The sequence below is a fragment of the Mucilaginibacter mali genome, from assembly GCF_013283875.1.
Lineage (GTDB): Bacteria > Bacteroidota > Bacteroidia > Sphingobacteriales > Sphingobacteriaceae > Mucilaginibacter > Mucilaginibacter mali.
In genome coordinates this window covers 3,526,142-3,542,512 of the sequence record NZ_CP054139.1, presented here as the reverse complement: position 1 = coordinate 3,542,512, position 16,371 = coordinate 3,526,142, and the positions used below count along the sequence as shown (strand labels likewise).

The 16,371-nt window shown below is 45.5% G+C and carries 8 protein-coding genes; 3 read left to right on the top strand and 5 right to left on the bottom strand.

Annotation, left to right across the window (positions count from 1 at the left end; translation table 11 throughout):
• Positions 1–38 precede the first annotated feature (38 nt).
• On the top strand, positions 39–1,688 hold the full coding sequence (locus tag HQ865_RS14755) for an NAD+ synthase (RefSeq protein WP_173415625.1): 1,650 nt from the start codon (positions 39–41) through the stop codon (positions 1,686–1,688).
• A gap of 430 nt (positions 1,689–2,118) precedes the next feature.
• The gene (locus HQ865_RS14750; protein WP_173415624.1) at positions 2,119–2,721 is read left to right on the top strand and encodes a DUF4136 domain-containing protein; all 603 of its coding nucleotides are present in this window, start codon (positions 2,119–2,121) and stop codon (positions 2,719–2,721) included.
• A 32-nt stretch (positions 2,722–2,753) separates the two neighbouring features.
• Here the strand turns inward: HQ865_RS14750 and HQ865_RS14745 are convergent, their stop codons facing one another.
• The 5 genes from HQ865_RS14745 to HQ865_RS14725 form a co-directional block, all read right to left on the bottom strand.
• Positions 2,754–2,978: a hypothetical protein gene (locus HQ865_RS14745; RefSeq protein ID WP_173415623.1), complete on the bottom strand. Its 225-nt coding sequence runs from the start codon at positions 2,976–2,978 to the stop codon at positions 2,754–2,756.
• Positions 2,979–2,989: 11 nt separating this feature from the next.
• Positions 2,990–7,156 (bottom strand): T9SS type A sorting domain-containing protein, encoded by a 4,167-nt coding sequence (locus HQ865_RS14740; RefSeq protein ID WP_173415622.1) that lies wholly within the window; start codon positions 7,154–7,156, stop codon positions 2,990–2,992.
• Positions 7,157–7,317: 161 nt separating this feature from the next.
• Positions 7,318–7,545 (bottom strand): hypothetical protein, encoded by a 228-nt coding sequence (locus HQ865_RS14735; RefSeq protein ID WP_173415621.1) that lies wholly within the window; start codon positions 7,543–7,545, stop codon positions 7,318–7,320.
• 9 nt (positions 7,546–7,554) lie between these two features.
• Positions 7,555–11,691 (bottom strand): T9SS type A sorting domain-containing protein, encoded by a 4,137-nt coding sequence (locus HQ865_RS14730; protein WP_173415620.1) that lies wholly within the window; start codon positions 11,689–11,691, stop codon positions 7,555–7,557.
• 234 nt (positions 11,692–11,925) lie between these two features.
• Positions 11,926–12,375: a carboxypeptidase regulatory-like domain-containing protein gene (locus HQ865_RS14725; RefSeq protein ID WP_173415619.1), complete on the bottom strand. Its 450-nt coding sequence runs from the start codon at positions 12,373–12,375 to the stop codon at positions 11,926–11,928.
• Positions 12,376–12,542: 167 nt separating this feature from the next.
• Here HQ865_RS14725 and HQ865_RS14720 point away from each other — a divergent pair, with 167 nt between their 5' ends.
• Positions 12,543–16,298, top strand: a complete 3,756-nt coding sequence (locus HQ865_RS14720) for a S8 family serine peptidase (protein ID WP_173415618.1) — start codon at positions 12,543–12,545, stop codon at positions 16,296–16,298.
• Positions 16,299–16,371 lie beyond the last annotated feature (73 nt).

Here is a 16,371-nt window from a genome sequence, read left to right as displayed (position 1 = left end):
TTTTATCAAACATGCCCCGCGAACATCAACCGTATATAATGAAGATAGCGTTAGCACAACTCAACTACCACGTTGGTAATTTTGAATCGAACACGGCAAAAATTATCCACAGTATAAAAAAAGCAAAACAGGCAGGCGCCGATCTGGTGGTGTTTGCCGAACTATGTATTTGCGGATACCCGTCGCGCGATTTCCTTGAGTTTAGGGAGTATATTGAAAGGGGGGAGGAAGCCGCCCTGCAAATTGCTGCCGGGTGTACCGATATTGCCTGCATCGTCGGGATCCCAACAAAAAACAGTAATCCTGAAGGTAAGGATCTGAACAACTCCGCGTATTTTATTGCTGATGGCAAGATCAGCGCTGTAGTAAACAAAGCATTGTTGCCCAACTATGATGTGTTTGACGAATACCGCTACTTCGAGCCGTCAACTTCATTTAAGTGTATCGATTTTAAAGGCCACCGCATTGCGCTGACCATCTGTGAAGACCTGTGGAACACCATCGAAAACCCGCTGTATATCACCCGACCGATGGACGAATTGATAAAGGAAAAGCCTGATGTGATGATCAATATCGCGGCATCACCTTTTGCGTATAATCATGATGAAGAGCGCATCGCGGTGCTTGGCGATAACGCCCGCCGTTATAACCTGCCGCTATTTTATGTGAACCACGTAGGCGCGCATACCGAACTGATCTTCGACGGCGGTTCGCTGGTGTTTGACAAGGACGGTAAGGTGGCCGACGAACTGCCCTATTTTGAAGAAGCGATCACCTATTACGATCTGAAAGATAATTCATCGATAGAATTACTACAGCCAACAACATCGCGCCAAATGCGTCAAAGCGATATTGAGCAGATACACGATGGCCTGATATTAGGCATTCGCGATTACTTCTATAAATCAGGCTTTAAGAGTGCCATTCTTGGTCTTTCGGGCGGTATAGATTCGGCTGTGGTTTGTGCCCTGGCTGCCGAGGCATTGGGGCCTGAAAATGTGATGGCGGTATTGCTGCCATCGCGCTATTCTACAGATCATTCCATTACCGACGCCGAGGCATTGGTGCGTAACCTGGGCTGTAAGTCGGAGATTGTACCCATCCGGCAGATAGCTGATTCGTTTGAAGCCGCGTTGCACCCGCAGTTCCAGGGCTTGCCGTTTAATATTGCCGAAGAAAATATCCAGTCGCGCAGCCGCGCCGTGGTGCTGATGGCCATGTGTAATAAGTTTGGTTATATCCTGCTTAACACATCAAACAAAAGCGAGGCTGCCGTGGGTTACGGTACGCTTTATGGCGATATGTGCGGCGGTATATCAGTTTTGGGTGATGTTTACAAGATACAGGTTTACCAGCTGGCACAATATATTAACCGCTATCGCGAGATCATCCCGATCAACTCCATCGTTAAACCACCATCGGCCGAATTAAGGCCCGATCAAAAAGACAGCGACTCGTTGCCTGAATATGATATCCTGGATGCTATCCTGAAAGAATACCTGGAGAATCGACTATCATCAACAGATATCATTAAACTGGGTTACGATGAGCAGGTGGTACGCCGCGTAATACGCCTGGTAAATACGGCCGAACATAAGCGTTATCAAACACCACCTATTCTCAGGGTATCGCCTAAGGCATTTGGTATGGGCCGCAGGATGCCGATAGTTGGTAAGTACTTATCGTAACACACTGTCCGGAACTATCGTGCAGGCGCATAATTAAAAGCTGCAGATTATTGTGTAGTGGAAAGGGGCGGCTGTTCATTAGAAGAAAAAAAATGAACAAAAAATCTTGTTTTTTGAACAAAAAATGAACACGCAATAAATTGATTTACAAATTGATAGGTGCGTTTGTTCAGAAATTCATTTTTTCAACACAAGCCCGTTTTTTAGGGCGCTGACAAACTTACGCCACCATTTATAGTACTTATTATCGGTATTTTCCCTTTCCGGATATTTATATAGTGAAAAAAGAAGCATATATATATGACGATCTGCAACAAGCAGGCTTAATTATACGCTATTTGGAGGTTGAATTTCTTATTAGTTAATAAAACTAAACCTTTTAGCTGCTGTTCCATCTAATATCAATTAGAGAGAGAGGAGAGAAAAGAGAATGAAAAGATCAATAACCGGGTGCCTGCTGTTAGCGGTAGTTGCCCTTGTGGCTGCTTGCTCATCATACAATTACTATTCGGTTGGGAGCAGCAGCAATGTAGCCAGGTATAGCACCTTTGCCTGGTTGCCGCCCGCAAATAATACCAAAAACCCTTATTTTGATAACGACCTGGCCGATCAGAAGGTTAAAGACCAGGCTACCGCCGACCTGGAAAGTAAAGGCCTGCGTTTGAAGGCCAATCGCCCCGACCTGCTGGTGCGTTATACCATAATGGTTGATAACAAGGTGCACACTTATAACGAGCCTGTTTATAGTTATAGCTATGGTGGTTTTTATCCGCGTGGTTACTACCGTGGCGGCCGGGCATTTTATTATGGCTGGCGTGGTGCATACCCTGTTTATGTAGGCGATGATGTTTACCACGTGCCTTACAAGGAGGGTACTTTAATATTGGATATTATTGACCGCAACACCCACAAAGTTATCTGGCGTGGCTACGGCATTGGAGAGGTGAATAATCCCGAACGTGCGGTAAACGATTTGCCGCAAATAGTAGATGGTATATTGAATAAATTACAGATAAATAAAACGGGGCGATAAAAGATTATCCCTAAAAATAAAAGATCCCTTTCTTACAGGGCAGAAAGGGATCTTTTTGTTTTTCCCAGGTGCCGGTAGCCAAAGTAAATAGCTATTGCCGCTAATAACATCACCCAGGTATCCAGCGGTGCAGGACAGCCGTTAGGGTCATAGCCGGGATCATCCGGGTCGCCAGAACAGGGCACCTGCGCGTATGTGCTGATAAAACCAAGTAGTAATACAGTTAGCGCTAATAATACTTTATACCCCTTTCTCATTTTTTACTTCGCTAAAGCTTAATAAATTTTGCCGATGCTATTAGTTTTTTGTTGTTGTCGTCAATCAGTTCGGCCATATAACTGCCGGGGGTAAGGTTAGATACATCCTGGTCGCCGCTATTAGTGGTGTAGGTTGTTGCCTTCATCAATGTCCCCATAGAGTTATATAAGCGTAACGTAACTGTTTTTTTAACCTCCTGTGTCAGTGCAAAGTGCAGGGTATTACTGGTAGGGTTAGGATAAACGCTAAATGCGCTGCTATTGTCCGACTTTAATATTACGATAGATGAGTAAGTTGCATTATCGTTAATATCGGTTTGCTTCAACCGGTAATAAATAAGTGGCTTGTTTGATTGATCTGTAAATGTATAAGTGCCGGTACCGGTAGAATACGAATTATTTACCCCCTCGAAGGTTTTGTTATCAAAACTGCGTTCCAGTTCGAAATAGGTATACGTGTACTCGTTCTTAGTTGTCCAGTTCAACACATTATCGTTTTTGATGTGATTCCCGGTGAAGGTAAGCAACTGGTAGGGTGGCAAAACTTTAGTACGCACAACTACTTCAAGGCGGGCGCTGCCATAGGTGGCGGCATTATTTTTATCGATTGCGAAACTGTATGTTGTGCCGGCGCGCAGATCAAGCGAATCGTTTTTGAAATGGTCCATCAGCCAAACATCATACTTATCGGGTATAGCGTTCAGGTTTACTTTATTAATTTTAAAAGTACCGCTGGTGTTATCGTTCACGCTCAGGTAAACCGATGTTCTCTTTTTATCGAAGGGTTGCGAGGCGATGGCTACCAGGTGGTTATCGGCGGTCATAGCCCCAAAAAATACTACCTGGCCGCTGCCGTTCAGGTCATCGGCATCTTCGGCTTCAACGTAGTTTTTGTTGTAGCTGTCCATAAACCGCAGTTCGGCAAAATCATAATTGGCGCTATCCTGAACCATTTGCAATAAAATATTGCCTTCGGGCACAGCTGCCGGCGTTCCCATCAGTAATGTAGGTTGCCCGGTTGATTTTAACGATTCGGAAAACGCGATGGAAGCCCCGCTGCTGGTGGCCTTTAAAAAGAAACCTTGCCCGCTGGCGATCTGCCATGGGGTAGAGGTTACCGAGTGAGCGGTAATACTGGTTCCGCCCGATGTGTAAGTATACACCGTATTATTGGTATTGGTTAACGATGCTTGCGTAACGCTTATAGATGATGGATACGGATTTCCCACCAGGTTGTACCCCAAATTTGAATTTGATAACGAATAGTTAAAATCCTGCTGGTTTAGCGTGCCTGTTTGCAAACCTACAATACCTGTTTCCGGCACCGCGTAAGTGCCGGATTTTATTACCTTGTTGGTTAGGTTGTTGACATTATCACCCCTGAAATAAAAGTAAAAACCCTGCCCCGCTGCGGCAGTTGTAGCCGAGAAAGTTGTAGGGATGGTGAAGTTATTGTTGGCTGTATTATAAAAAAGTATGGTAGGGCCGTTAGCAGTATACCCAGATGGTTGATCCCAGCCGCTGGCGCTGCCCCCTGCGCCAGTGATGAGCAGGTTGCTTTTAAAGCTTGTGAAATTAGAAAGAGCCGATGTGGTAACCGGGCGTATACTATTGGTATTTACCGGGAAACTCATTAACCGGTAACCGCGGTTGGCCAGTGTACCGCCCGTAAAATATCGCTGAACCGTGTAGGTGCCCGTTAAACTGGAGTTTGAAGGAATGGTTGCTATCGATCCGGTACCGCTCGCGTCGGAAAGTAAGGTGAATGATCCGCCCGTATTCAGCGTGTTATCTATCGTAGCGCCACCGGCTAATACCAACCTGCCCGTTGATGCAATGGTAGAAATGGTGTTGTTGTTTAACTTTAACGTCCCCGGGCCATTTACGGTAAGGGTACTGCCCGGGTTGATATATAATCCACCGCCACTGCCGGATGATATGGTTAAGGTAACACCCGAATTAATGGTTATTGACGGGTTTTGCGTTGAGCCAAATGTAAGGCCGCCTAAAGTTGTATTGGCTGTAATTGTGGGTGCATTTGTATAGCCGGCTGTACCGATAATAACAAATGTAGTTGTCGTGGGCTTAAAACCGGTACCACCGTTTAATAAGGTAAAATTGCCCGCAACTGTAAAATCGTTGCTGGTGCCCCCTGTCCAGTTCTCTGTGCTTGCAATATCAAACTGTAAGCCGTTGATGGTTCCAGATGGACTGAAATCGCCCCGGTCGCTTTGCAAGGCTGCGGGGCCAGATTGATTCTTCGCGAAACTGCATCTGAACGTGGTGTTAACACCGCCGTAAGTAACCGAATTGTAATCGGCTACAAGCCAGTAATAATAGGTGGTGCTGCCCGTAAGCGATTCGGTTACCGTGGCATCAAAATAGCCGCCGCCACTTGCACTTACATTTGCCGAAGTATACAGGGGCGTGCCACCCGGATATACATTGGTTGTTGAACGGTAAAGCCTGCAATTTGAAAAATAAGAGTTTTCGTTGCCTGTGGTTTTGATATGGAAGTTGGTGATATTTATCAGGCCGGTAGATTGCACACTGAAACCGAACAATACAATATCGGTACGGCCATAATACAAGGCACCGTCAGATATACCGTTACTTGTGGTGTTGTAACCGGTAAATGTTACCGAAGGCAGATCGAGCGTAAAGTTTGTACCATTAACATTGGAGCCTACCGCTATATTGGCCGATGAGGGGCTTGTTTGAACAATAGAATTAGAGAGCGAAGTCCTGAAAACGAATTGCGACCTGGCGGATAACGCCCCGTAGTACCCCGTATAAAAATCGCCCACAATAAAATAATACACCGGGGTGGAACTGACGGATTCGCTTAAGCCGGTAATACTGATGCCGCTATTATTATCGTACCCGAAAGCTACGGCCGCGCTTCCCGTTATTTGAGTGGCAGTAGCCAAAGAGAATGTACTTGATGTAGAACGGTATATCTTTCCGTTGTTAAAATAAGCCTGCGCTACGCCCTGTGTATAGGTATTGTACAAATGGAATTCGCTTACCGTTGTGTTAGCATCGGCACTCAGGGCAAAACCGTATAATACAATGCCGGTTTGGCCGGGCGTAAGGGTACCCTGGGTGATCCCGTTACCCGAAGCATTCGCGCCGGTAATAGTGTAGGTGGGGTTTTGCAGCACAAAATTGTTGCCGTTTATGTTGATTGACGACGCAATATTGGCGCTATTAGGCGAACTTTGAACAATTGTGTTGGCTAAGGATGTTTGGATCTTAAATTGAATTGTAGCAGGGAGCGTGCCCGATGTTTGATTAAAATCGGCCACAAGAAAGTAATAGATCTTGGTACCCGTTATAGTTTCGTTAAGATTGGTGATGGTGACACCGGGCGTATGCTGGTAATTACTAAAGCTTACATTACTTCCGCTGGCCACCAGCGTTGATGTGCCAACGGTAAACGTGCTGGAGGTAGACCGGTATAATTTACCATTACCTAAATAGTACGATAGATAGTTTTGGGTACTGGTACTATTAAGGTTAAAGCCGCTTACGGTAGTGGTTGCGTTTGCCGATACACCAAAGCCAAATAGCACAATGCCGGTTTGAGTGGTGGTTACAGGGCTTGCGGTCATACCATTACTGGTATTACTTGCATCAGATATACTGTAAGTAGGATTATTGATGGTGAAATTGGTGCCGTTAAAAGCACTTCCGTAGGTTGTATACGGCGAATTTTGGATAGCTGAACTAAAGCTGAATTGTATAGTTGACGGCAATGTAACATAGCCCGGTATACTGTTAAGGTCGCCTACTATAAAATAAGTATACTTAGAGTTTGCAGGGATGCTTTCTGATACATTTATGCTGATATAAGTAGCTAAACTACCAAGTGATTGTATAGACGTTGCAGTACTAAAAGAAGTGCTCCCCGCGGCCGAACGATATAAATAAGCATTGCCAACGAAAGCCTGTGTCGCCCCTAAAACAAACTGGTTAATTGGTATTGCCGATCCGGTTGTATTGGTTAGCGTAAATCCAAACAAAACATCGCCGGTATCGCCGCTTACCAGTGGATTTGAAGTAATGCCATTTCCGCCGGCATTGGCACCTGTAACATTAATTTGCGCATATGTATTTTGCGATACAATGGTGCACAGGATCAGTACAGATAATATAATACTCAGGAGGCGCTTCACAATCGGGCTTATCTATCTTTTTGGATAAAATAGATAAACTAATTTATCTTAATTTTTCAACTAAATAGCTAAAAATCAGAAAAATACGTGAAATATAATATTGGTTAATTTATATTTTATTAATAGTTATAATATTAATAAATAAATTAAAATATAGTATATTAAAGTGATGTGGCAGTGCTTTGCTTCTTTTGTAAATGCCTGTAACCCAGCACCAGGGCAAGGGCAACCAATACTATAACCCAGGTATCCAGCGGGGCGGGGCAACCGTTCGGATCATAACCCGGATCGTCGGGATCGCCTGAACAAGGTACTTGCGCCCACACTGTTGCAACCGAACAGATCAGTAAAATAGTTAGCGCTAATAATGCTTTAAATCCTTTTCTCATAATACTTTACTAAAGCTTAATAAATTTAGCAGATGAAATTAATTTTTTCGTGTAATCGTCTACCAACTCGGCCATATAGCTGCCCGGTGTAAGGGTAGAAACGTCCTGGTCGCCGCTATTGCTGGTATAGGTTTTTATCTTCATCAATGTCCCCAGCGAGTTATAAACACGTAAGGTAACCGATGTTTTAACATCCTGGTTTAATGCAAAGTGCAGGGTATTATCGGTAGGGTTAGGATACACGCTGAATATGTTGCTGTTCTCAGATTTTAAGATAATGACGGTAGAGTAAGTTACATTATCGTTAATATCGGTTTGTTTCAGGCGGTAATAGATCAGTGGTTGGTTTGACTGATCGGTAAACGTATAACTGCCATTGCCGGTAGAGTACGCGTTATTTACACCTTCGAAAGTTTTATTATCAAAGCTGCGTTGCAGTTCAAAATAAGTATAAGTGTATTCGTTTTTAGAGGTCCAGCTTAATACATTATTGTTACTGTTGCGCTTGCCGGTAAAGGTAAGTAGTTGGTATGGCGGCAGTACTTTGGTACGTATAACAACCTCCATGCGCGCGTTACCATAGGTAGCAGGGTTGGTCTTATCCATGGTGAATGCATAGGTGCTGTCTTTACGTAAGTCGATGGAGTCCTTTTTGAAATGGTCCATCAGAAAAACATCAAATTTATCGGGTATGTTAGAAAGGTCGACCTTATTGATCTTGAATTTCCCGCTTGAATTATCGTTCACGCTTAGGTAAACCGAGGTCAGTTTTTTATCCAACGGTTGCGAAGCTATAGCTACCAGGTGATTATCGGCAGTCATGGCGCCAAAAAATACTACCTGCCCGCTGCCGTTAAAATCGTCTGCATCTTCAGTCTCGTTATAATTTTTATCATAGGTATCCAAATAACGCAGTTGGGCAAAATCGTAATTAGCGCTATCCTGAACCATTTGCAGTTTAATATTACCTTCGGCGGTAGTTGATGGTGTGCCTAATAATAAGTTGCTGCCGGTAAGCTGTGAAGTGCTTTTTAGGGCTTCGGTAAATTTAACGGTGCCCGTATTGGTCGACCGGATAAAGAAACCCTGTCCGCTTGCTATTAGTGCCGAAGCTATGGGCGTGCTTGTTACACTGGTACCGCCGCTTGTATAAGTATAAGCGAAGGCCGTAGCGCCGCCAGTTAATGTTAAAGAAGCCAGGCTAATGGTAGAAGGGTAAGGGTTTCCCACTAAATTATACCCGTTAATTAAGTTAACGGTAAATGCCTGTTGATTTATGGTACCCGACTGCAGGCCCACAACGTTCGACTCGGGAGTGGCGTAATTGCCTGATTTAACTACTTTATAGATCTTGTTGGTGGTATTATCTCCCCTGAAATAGAAGTAAAAGCCCGAACCTACAGCAGCTGTTGATGTTGGTGCCGAAGGCGATGTAAATGTGCCTGAACTTGCACCGGTTGGGGTATAGAACAATATTGTAGCCCCATTTGCGGTATAGCCCGAGGGCTGGTCAAAGCCTGCCCCGCTTCCGCCTGTACCCGTGATCAGGAGATTGGTTTTTAAACTCGAAAAATTATAAGTGGCAGAACTTGTTAATCCCGAATTGAGCGTTGTTAGCGGGTTAGTGCCCGAATTGTTTACCGGCGAACTCATTAAGCGCCAGCCCCGATTAGATAAAGCGCCACCTGTAAAATATCGCTCCACCACAAAAGTACCCTTTACTACAGATGGATAGGTAATTGCCCCGATAGAGCCCGTACCGCTTGCGCTTGAGTTTAACGTAAAGCTACCGGTTGTATTGGCCGAATTATCAACGGTGACATTGGAGCCGCTTAAATTTAAGCGACCGGTAGTTTCGATATAGGAAACAGCGCCATTAGCAAGCGTGATATTTCCGCTAACCCCGCTTGCGCTGAAGTTTAAAGTCGCGCCTGTGCCTATGGTTAAACCATTGTTAAGCGTTAAGGTTGAGCCAAGTGTAGCTGTAGCGGTTAACGCTACGGTGGCATTATTTTCTATAGCGAGGCCGCCAATGGTTAAATCGGCATTAATGTTTGGCGCATTGGTATACGATACGCCGCCCACACGTACTATAGTAGTACTGGTAGGTATAAAACCACCGCTTGAACTACCTTTAGCTACATAATTTGAAGCGTTGTTTAGATCGCCGCTTACAGTGCCTTTCCATTCTTCGGTATTAACCACGCTGAATGCCGGACCAGAGAAACTGCTTGGGTTATACAATGTATACGGGCTGCTCCTAAGCACCTGGCTATCAGAGTTGCCCTGGCTGGTTGAAAAGCTGAATTGCAGTGTTTTAGGAGCACTACCCCCCGAGTTGGTATAATCGACTACTATAAAATAATAATAAGTGGTGTTGGCCGGTACAGTTTCTGTAAAACCTGAAAACCGATAATAACCGCAATTACAATCGGATATATTAGTTGAGGTATAGGTTGCAGTGCCACCCGGGAAAACGGGTGAGGTAGAGCGATATACCCTGATGTTTGAAAAATAGCTGCTTGGCCCGCCCGAAGTTATGATACTGCTTGAATTGAACGTCAGCGCCGCGCCATAAGCTTCCACACCGTAGCCAAATACCACAATATCTTTACGCCCGTAATATAGTGCGCCCGATGATATACCATTGGCTGTAGGGCTGTTGGCGCTAACCGTATAAACAGCCGGCGATGGTATGGTAAACGTATTACCCGTTATAGCATAGGTGTTATAAGTAGATGCCGCGGGTGCACTTTGGGTAATGGCATTGCTGGATTGCCCGCTGGTGAAATTGAATGCGATAGTTGCGGATGTACCGCCCCCGACGTTATCGGCCACAAGGAAATAGTACTTGGTTTGCCCGGCGGTGAACGTTTCCGTCAGGCCGGTAACTACCGCGAAATTTCCTGAAAATGAAACGGTGCCCACCTGTACAGGCGAGTTGGGATAAGTACCACTGCCGTTGCGGTAAAGTTTGGCATTACTAAAGTATGTGGATGCCGGGCCGCTGCTATTGATGTTGAAACCCGATAAGGTAACAGCACCACTTGACGTAACGCCGAAACCAAACAGAACGATATCGGTTTGATGCGCGGTTAGCGTGGCGTTTGTTATACCGTTCTGTTGCGATGAAACAGAGATGTTGGTATAGTTGATGTTGTAAGTATTGCCATAAACGGTAAAATCATCGTAGTTGGCTACACTGGGCGAACTTGATTTTATACTGGTAACGTTATTCAGCATATTAAACTGAACGTTTACCGGCAAGCTTCCTGTAACCGAACAATCTGCAACTAAATAATAGTATTTGGTTGCACCTGCTGCCAGCGTTTGGCTTAAACCACTAAATGTTACCGTGCCGCTGCTGCTTGTTGTGTTAGCACTTGCAGATCCCGGCAGCGCGTTTGAGGTATTTACGTAAAGGTAAAACTTGTTAAAAAACTGGCCCAGGTTGGTTTGGTTGCTGCCAAAAATCAAATCGCTGAAAGTATAGCTGCTGCTTGAGTTGTTTTTTATAGCGATCTCGAACAGCGGAAGGGTGTTGGTGCCCGATGTAATAACGGTGGTAGATGCCGTTAACCCACCACCTGTGGTAAGTACAGGCGTAACAGTAAGTGGATACGGCGTGCTGGCATTTAAGTTAAAATCCCGGTATTTGCTAAAACCCGAATTATAGGTTGTTCCGTTTGCGTCAACCGCAATTGGGTTGGTGTTATTAAAATATGGTTGTGTGTAACCACCAGCCAATTGGTCAACTACCAGGAAATAATAGTTAGTGCCGCTGACAGTTTCCGAAATATTATCGATAGTAACAACGCTTGATGTAATGGTTGCATTACCTATTGGCGTACCGGGGGCAGCAGCGCTAAAAGTACTGGTAGGGCTCCTGAATAGGGTAGCATTGGTTAAATAAGTACTGAAAGTATTGTTGTTACAAGGTACATAAAACTTGTTAAACGTAATGGAACCACCGCTTACGGTTGCACTAAAGCCATAAAGAACGATCTGCGTTTGGCCATTGCTTATACTATTTGGGGTAATGCCGCCATCTAAATTTGCAAACGTAGCTGTTTGGGCTGAAGCGGTCGACAAAAAGCCGATGAGAAGTATGAGGGGAGAAATGAACCTGAGTAAACGTTTCTTCACAGTATCGTAAATTGATCGTTAGTACATTACAAAAATAATGCGAAACAAGTATTATTATGAGTTGTAACACGATAATAACAACTTAATTACCACAACATACAGGAATGTTGGCTTTAGCGTTGCTTTTAAAGGAAAATTATGAATAATAAATAATTTGCATCGGCTACCCCATATGGAAACAATTCTACAGCCTGGGGAATTAATTACCCGTTGATTTATTTCCTATTAAGATAATTAATAAGTCGCATTTAGGGTGATGGTTAAATTTTTTAGGGTAACGATATTTGTATTAACCTTTACGGGATTTAACGTCCCGCTGCCATCACTCTCTGCTGCAAAAAAACAGGCGCCTTCTTTAATAAAAACGGAATAATCGCCTGGCGGTAATTTTACAAAATAATGACCGGCGCTATCGCTTTTTACCTGTGCTATCAGCTTTGTTTTTATCGATGTAAAAGCCGGCCGGTTACCCGTAGTTTGCCCGGTGCTTGTTGGTTGATAGATATAAATATCGCGGGCTACGCCCCGGCCTTTGCTAATAGGTTTGCCCGGCGATGGCATTTGGTTGCCCCGCAGTAAATACACATAGCCCTCAATCCCCTGCTTAACTTGTCCGGCCGATCTTAGGCCCGAACAGGCAAAAAGAAAAATAATTGCCGCGGGTATCAGGTATTTAGATTTCATATATATTTATAAACTATTAGCCCCTGTTAAATTCTCCGCCGTATGATTAATGTATGGATGATTTAACGGCGGTTATTCAAATTAACGTATAAACATATTTAATATTTGAATTTATAAAACCAATGCATGGGTTTTATAACATTTAACAGTTAGCTACATAATTGGGTATGGCAAAATTTTTACGCCGTTGCTGCGGGTTGTTTTTGTTGATATTGCTTTCTGCTGCCTGGGCGAACGCGCAAAAAGTGCTGGTAAGTAATGCCCAAAAACAGGAACTGACCAACTTTGCCACTCAAACCGATCAGGCCTTCAAAACTAATTATCAAAAAGCTGTTAATTTGGCCCGTACTAAGGGGTGGCCCATCAGGCGTAAAAACGGGGATGGCTCGGTGTTGGTTTTGCAGGGGGTTAACGCCCTCGGTTTCCCGGTTTATTTGCGCACTACCGATAATGTGATTGCCGCGGCCACCACGGGTACCAACACCGTTCAGCCCGGCGGTTTGTTGGGTTTGAACCTTACCGGATCGAGCGCTATAATGGCTAACAAGCTGGCTATTTGGGATGGTGGCTGGGTGCTGGCCACTCACCAGGAATTTACGGGTAAAACCATCAGTATTAAAGATGCAGGTTCAACGGTAATAGACCATGCCACGCACGTGGCCGGTACCATGATAGCTAAGGGTACTTATGCTCCGGCTAAGGGCATGTCTTATGGTGCTACCTCTTTGTTATCCTACGATTTTAATAACGATGTAACCGAAATGACGGCCGCCGCCGCGACGGGCTTGTTACTGTCTAACCACTCGTACGGTGGCGTATCGGGCTGGAGTTTTAACGACAGTCAAAACCGCTGGGAGTGGTATGGCTTGCCCGGCGATACCGAAGATTATACCTTTGGCTTTTATGATACCCGTACCCAATCGTGGGATAAGATAGCTTACAACGCGCCTTACTACCTCATTGTGGAATCATCTGGAAATAGCCATGGCGAAACCGGCCCCGCAGTTGGTGCCGATTACTGGGGTTACCGCAGCCGTACCGATCAAACTATTGTTGATAAAGGTAACCGCCCCGCCGGTATGAGTAGTAACGATGCCTATGATGTGCTTAACTCGACCGCGAACGCCAAAAACATATTAACCGTAGGCGCAGTTAACCCTTTGCCTTATGGGCCAAGCAACCGATCTGACCTGGTGGTAGCTCCTTTCAGTAGTTGGGGGCCAACGGATGACGGCCGTGTTAAACCTGATATTGTAGGGATGGGTGTTAACGTACTTTCAACAGGCAGCAGCAGTAACACGGCTTACCTCACCCTTTCGGGAACATCCATGGCATCGCCAAACGTTACCGGTTCGCTTTATTTGCTGCAGGAATATTACCAGCAAAAAAATAACGGCACCTTCATGAAATCGGCCACGCTGAAGGGCCTGGTTTGCCATACCGCCTTTGATGGTGGCAACGTTGGCCCCGATTATATTTATGGCTGGGGTTTGCTGGATATGAAGCGTGCAGCCCAGGCCATCACCGATGCCGGCACTAAAAGCATCATCAGGGAAAGCATATTGGCGCAGGGGGCTGCATCAACCGTAAACGTTATCGCATCGGGTAATGGCGTTTTATCGGCTACCATTGTGTGGACAGATGTGCAGGGAACACCTACCGCGGGTACCACGATCAATGATCGCACCCCTAAACTGGTGAACGACCTGGATATCCGTATCAGCGATGGAACAACTACCTTTAAACCCTGGGTATTAGACCCGGCTAACCCATCGGCTGCCGCTACAACCGGCGATAATATCCGGGATAATGTAGAGCAGGTATATGTAGCAGGCGCTACGCCGGGCAAGGCTTATACCATCACCATAACGCATAAAGGTACCTTATCCGGCGGATCACAACCTTATTCGCTTATCGTTACCGGTGTAGGCGGCGCTGCTTACTGCGCATCGGCCCCGGCGTCAAGCGCCGATTCGCGAATCAATAATATCACCCTTTCAAATCTTAATAATACCCCGGCGGCGGGCTGCACCAGCTATAGCGATTATACATCAACCACTGTAAGCCTGGAGCAGGGAAAAACCTATCCCATCAGCATAACTGCCGGTACTTGCGGCGCCAATTTTAATAAGATAGCCAAGGTTTATATTGATTACAATGGCGATGGTACCTTCGACCCGGTTTCCGAATTGGCCGCTACAACAAACGTAATAGCAGGTGCGGGGACTTATACTGGTACAATCAGCGTACCGGGTAATGTAGTGGCCGATAATTACAGCCTGATGCGTGTGGTGCTGAGCGAAACTACCGATCCGGCGACAATAACGCCCTGCGGCACTTATGCCAAAGGCGAAACACAGGATTATCGTGTGCAATTCACCAAAACCACCGCCGATGCCGGTGTAATATCGGTGAGCAGTACTACCCCCGGCGGCGCATGCGCCGGGCCAACAAATGTAACTGTGCGTGTTAAGAATTTCGGTAGCGCCAATATCAGCAACATCCCGGTAACGGTAACCATCACCAATCCCGATAACTCGGTTACTACTTTAAACGAGACCTACACTTTCGTGTTGCCGCCATCGGCCGAGGATGATTTTATTTTGCAGGGTACGTTCAATGCCGTGTCGGGAGCTACCTATCGCATAAGCGCCACAACCAATCTCAGCGGCGACCCGGTTACCGCTAATAATACGGTTACCGCCAATGTGGTTACCGGTACGCCATCGTCGGCCAATGCATTGCAAGCCTATTATTGCGATGATACCAAACGTTATATCCTAACAGGTAATAGCGATGGTGGTATCCTTTGGTATAAAAACATAAACGATGTTTTGCCTGTTGCTGCCGGTGCGCCTGCCTATACCGCGCAAACACCGGTTAATAATACCTTTTATGCCGGAGTGAACGACCTGAGCGGCACGCTTGGCCCGGCTACTAAAAACGTGTATACGGCAGGCGGATATAACCAGTTTACACCAGCCATTAATGTAAGTACAAGCGTACCTGTAATTATTCAAAGCGCCAGGTTGTATATCGGTAATCCGGGTAAGATCACTTTCAATGTGAACAACGCCGACGGACAAACCGTATCAAGCGCAACCATTAACGCTGTAGCCACCCGCACCACACCGGGGGCCGGCGCACAAACGGACGACCCTAACGACCAGGGCCGGGTGTATACGCTTAACTTGTTATTCCCATCGGCGGGTAATTATACCGTATCTGTTAGTTATGACGCTACCGCTACCTTGTACCGAAACAATGGCGGCGTAATGGGCTATCCGTATAATTTAGGTGGTGCTATCCGTATCACCGGGAATAATGCCACATCGCCAACCAATCCGTCGGATACAACCTACAATAAAAACTTTTATTACTATCTGTACAATATGCAGGTAAAAAGTGCGGGTTGCGCAGCCACTACCCGGCAGGCGGTAACATTGGCCAAACCGGTGGTAACACAACGCGATAGCCTGCTGAGTTCGAGCTTTAGCAATAGCAACCAATGGTACTATAACGATAGCTTGATAGTAGGCGCCAACGGCCAAACCTATGTACCTACTAAAAGCGGTAACTACAAGGTTGGCGTAACACTGGGCACGGGTTGTACTGTGTTTTCAGATAATTATCGTTTCGCTGTGGTAGCGCGCCATCCTGATAATTCAGCTATCGGCTTGTCGGTATTCCCGGTGCCGGCCACTACAAAGATAACCGTAGCCTTTAACGCCCCTGCCAATGATAACCTCACGCTTTCGCTGGTGAACAATGCCGGGCAAACCGTGTATTCGCAAAAGCAGGCGATAATTTCGGGTAGCTTTAGTACCGTGATGGATGTAAGCAAACAGATAACGGGAACCTATATTTTACAGGTTACCCTTGGCGGGAAGGTTTATGGGCATAAGATATTGATAGTTCGATAGGCGTATAATGGGGGCGATTTAACCACAAAGTACACAAAGAAACAAAGCACAAAGTCCACAAAAATCAAATAGA

Bases quoted from the DNA above. Each gene is read 5' to 3' on its own strand.
- HQ865_RS14745 (WP_173415623.1), bottom strand. From the start codon at position 2,978: ATGAGAAAGGGGTATAAAGTATTATTAGCGCTAACTGTATTACTACTT.
- HQ865_RS14755 (WP_173415625.1), top strand. From the start codon at position 39: ATGAAGATAGCGTTAGCACAACTCAACTACCACGTTGGTAATTTTGAA.
- HQ865_RS14725 (WP_173415619.1), bottom strand. From the start codon at position 12,375: ATGAAATCTAAATACCTGATACCCGCGGCAATTATTTTTCTTTTTGCC.
- HQ865_RS14720 (WP_173415618.1), top strand. From the start codon at position 12,543: ATGGCAAAATTTTTACGCCGTTGCTGCGGGTTGTTTTTGTTGATATTG.
- HQ865_RS14750 (WP_173415624.1), top strand. From the start codon at position 2,119: ATGAAAAGATCAATAACCGGGTGCCTGCTGTTAGCGGTAGTTGCCCTT.
- HQ865_RS14735 (WP_173415621.1), bottom strand. From the start codon at position 7,545: ATGAGAAAAGGATTTAAAGCATTATTAGCGCTAACTATTTTACTGATC.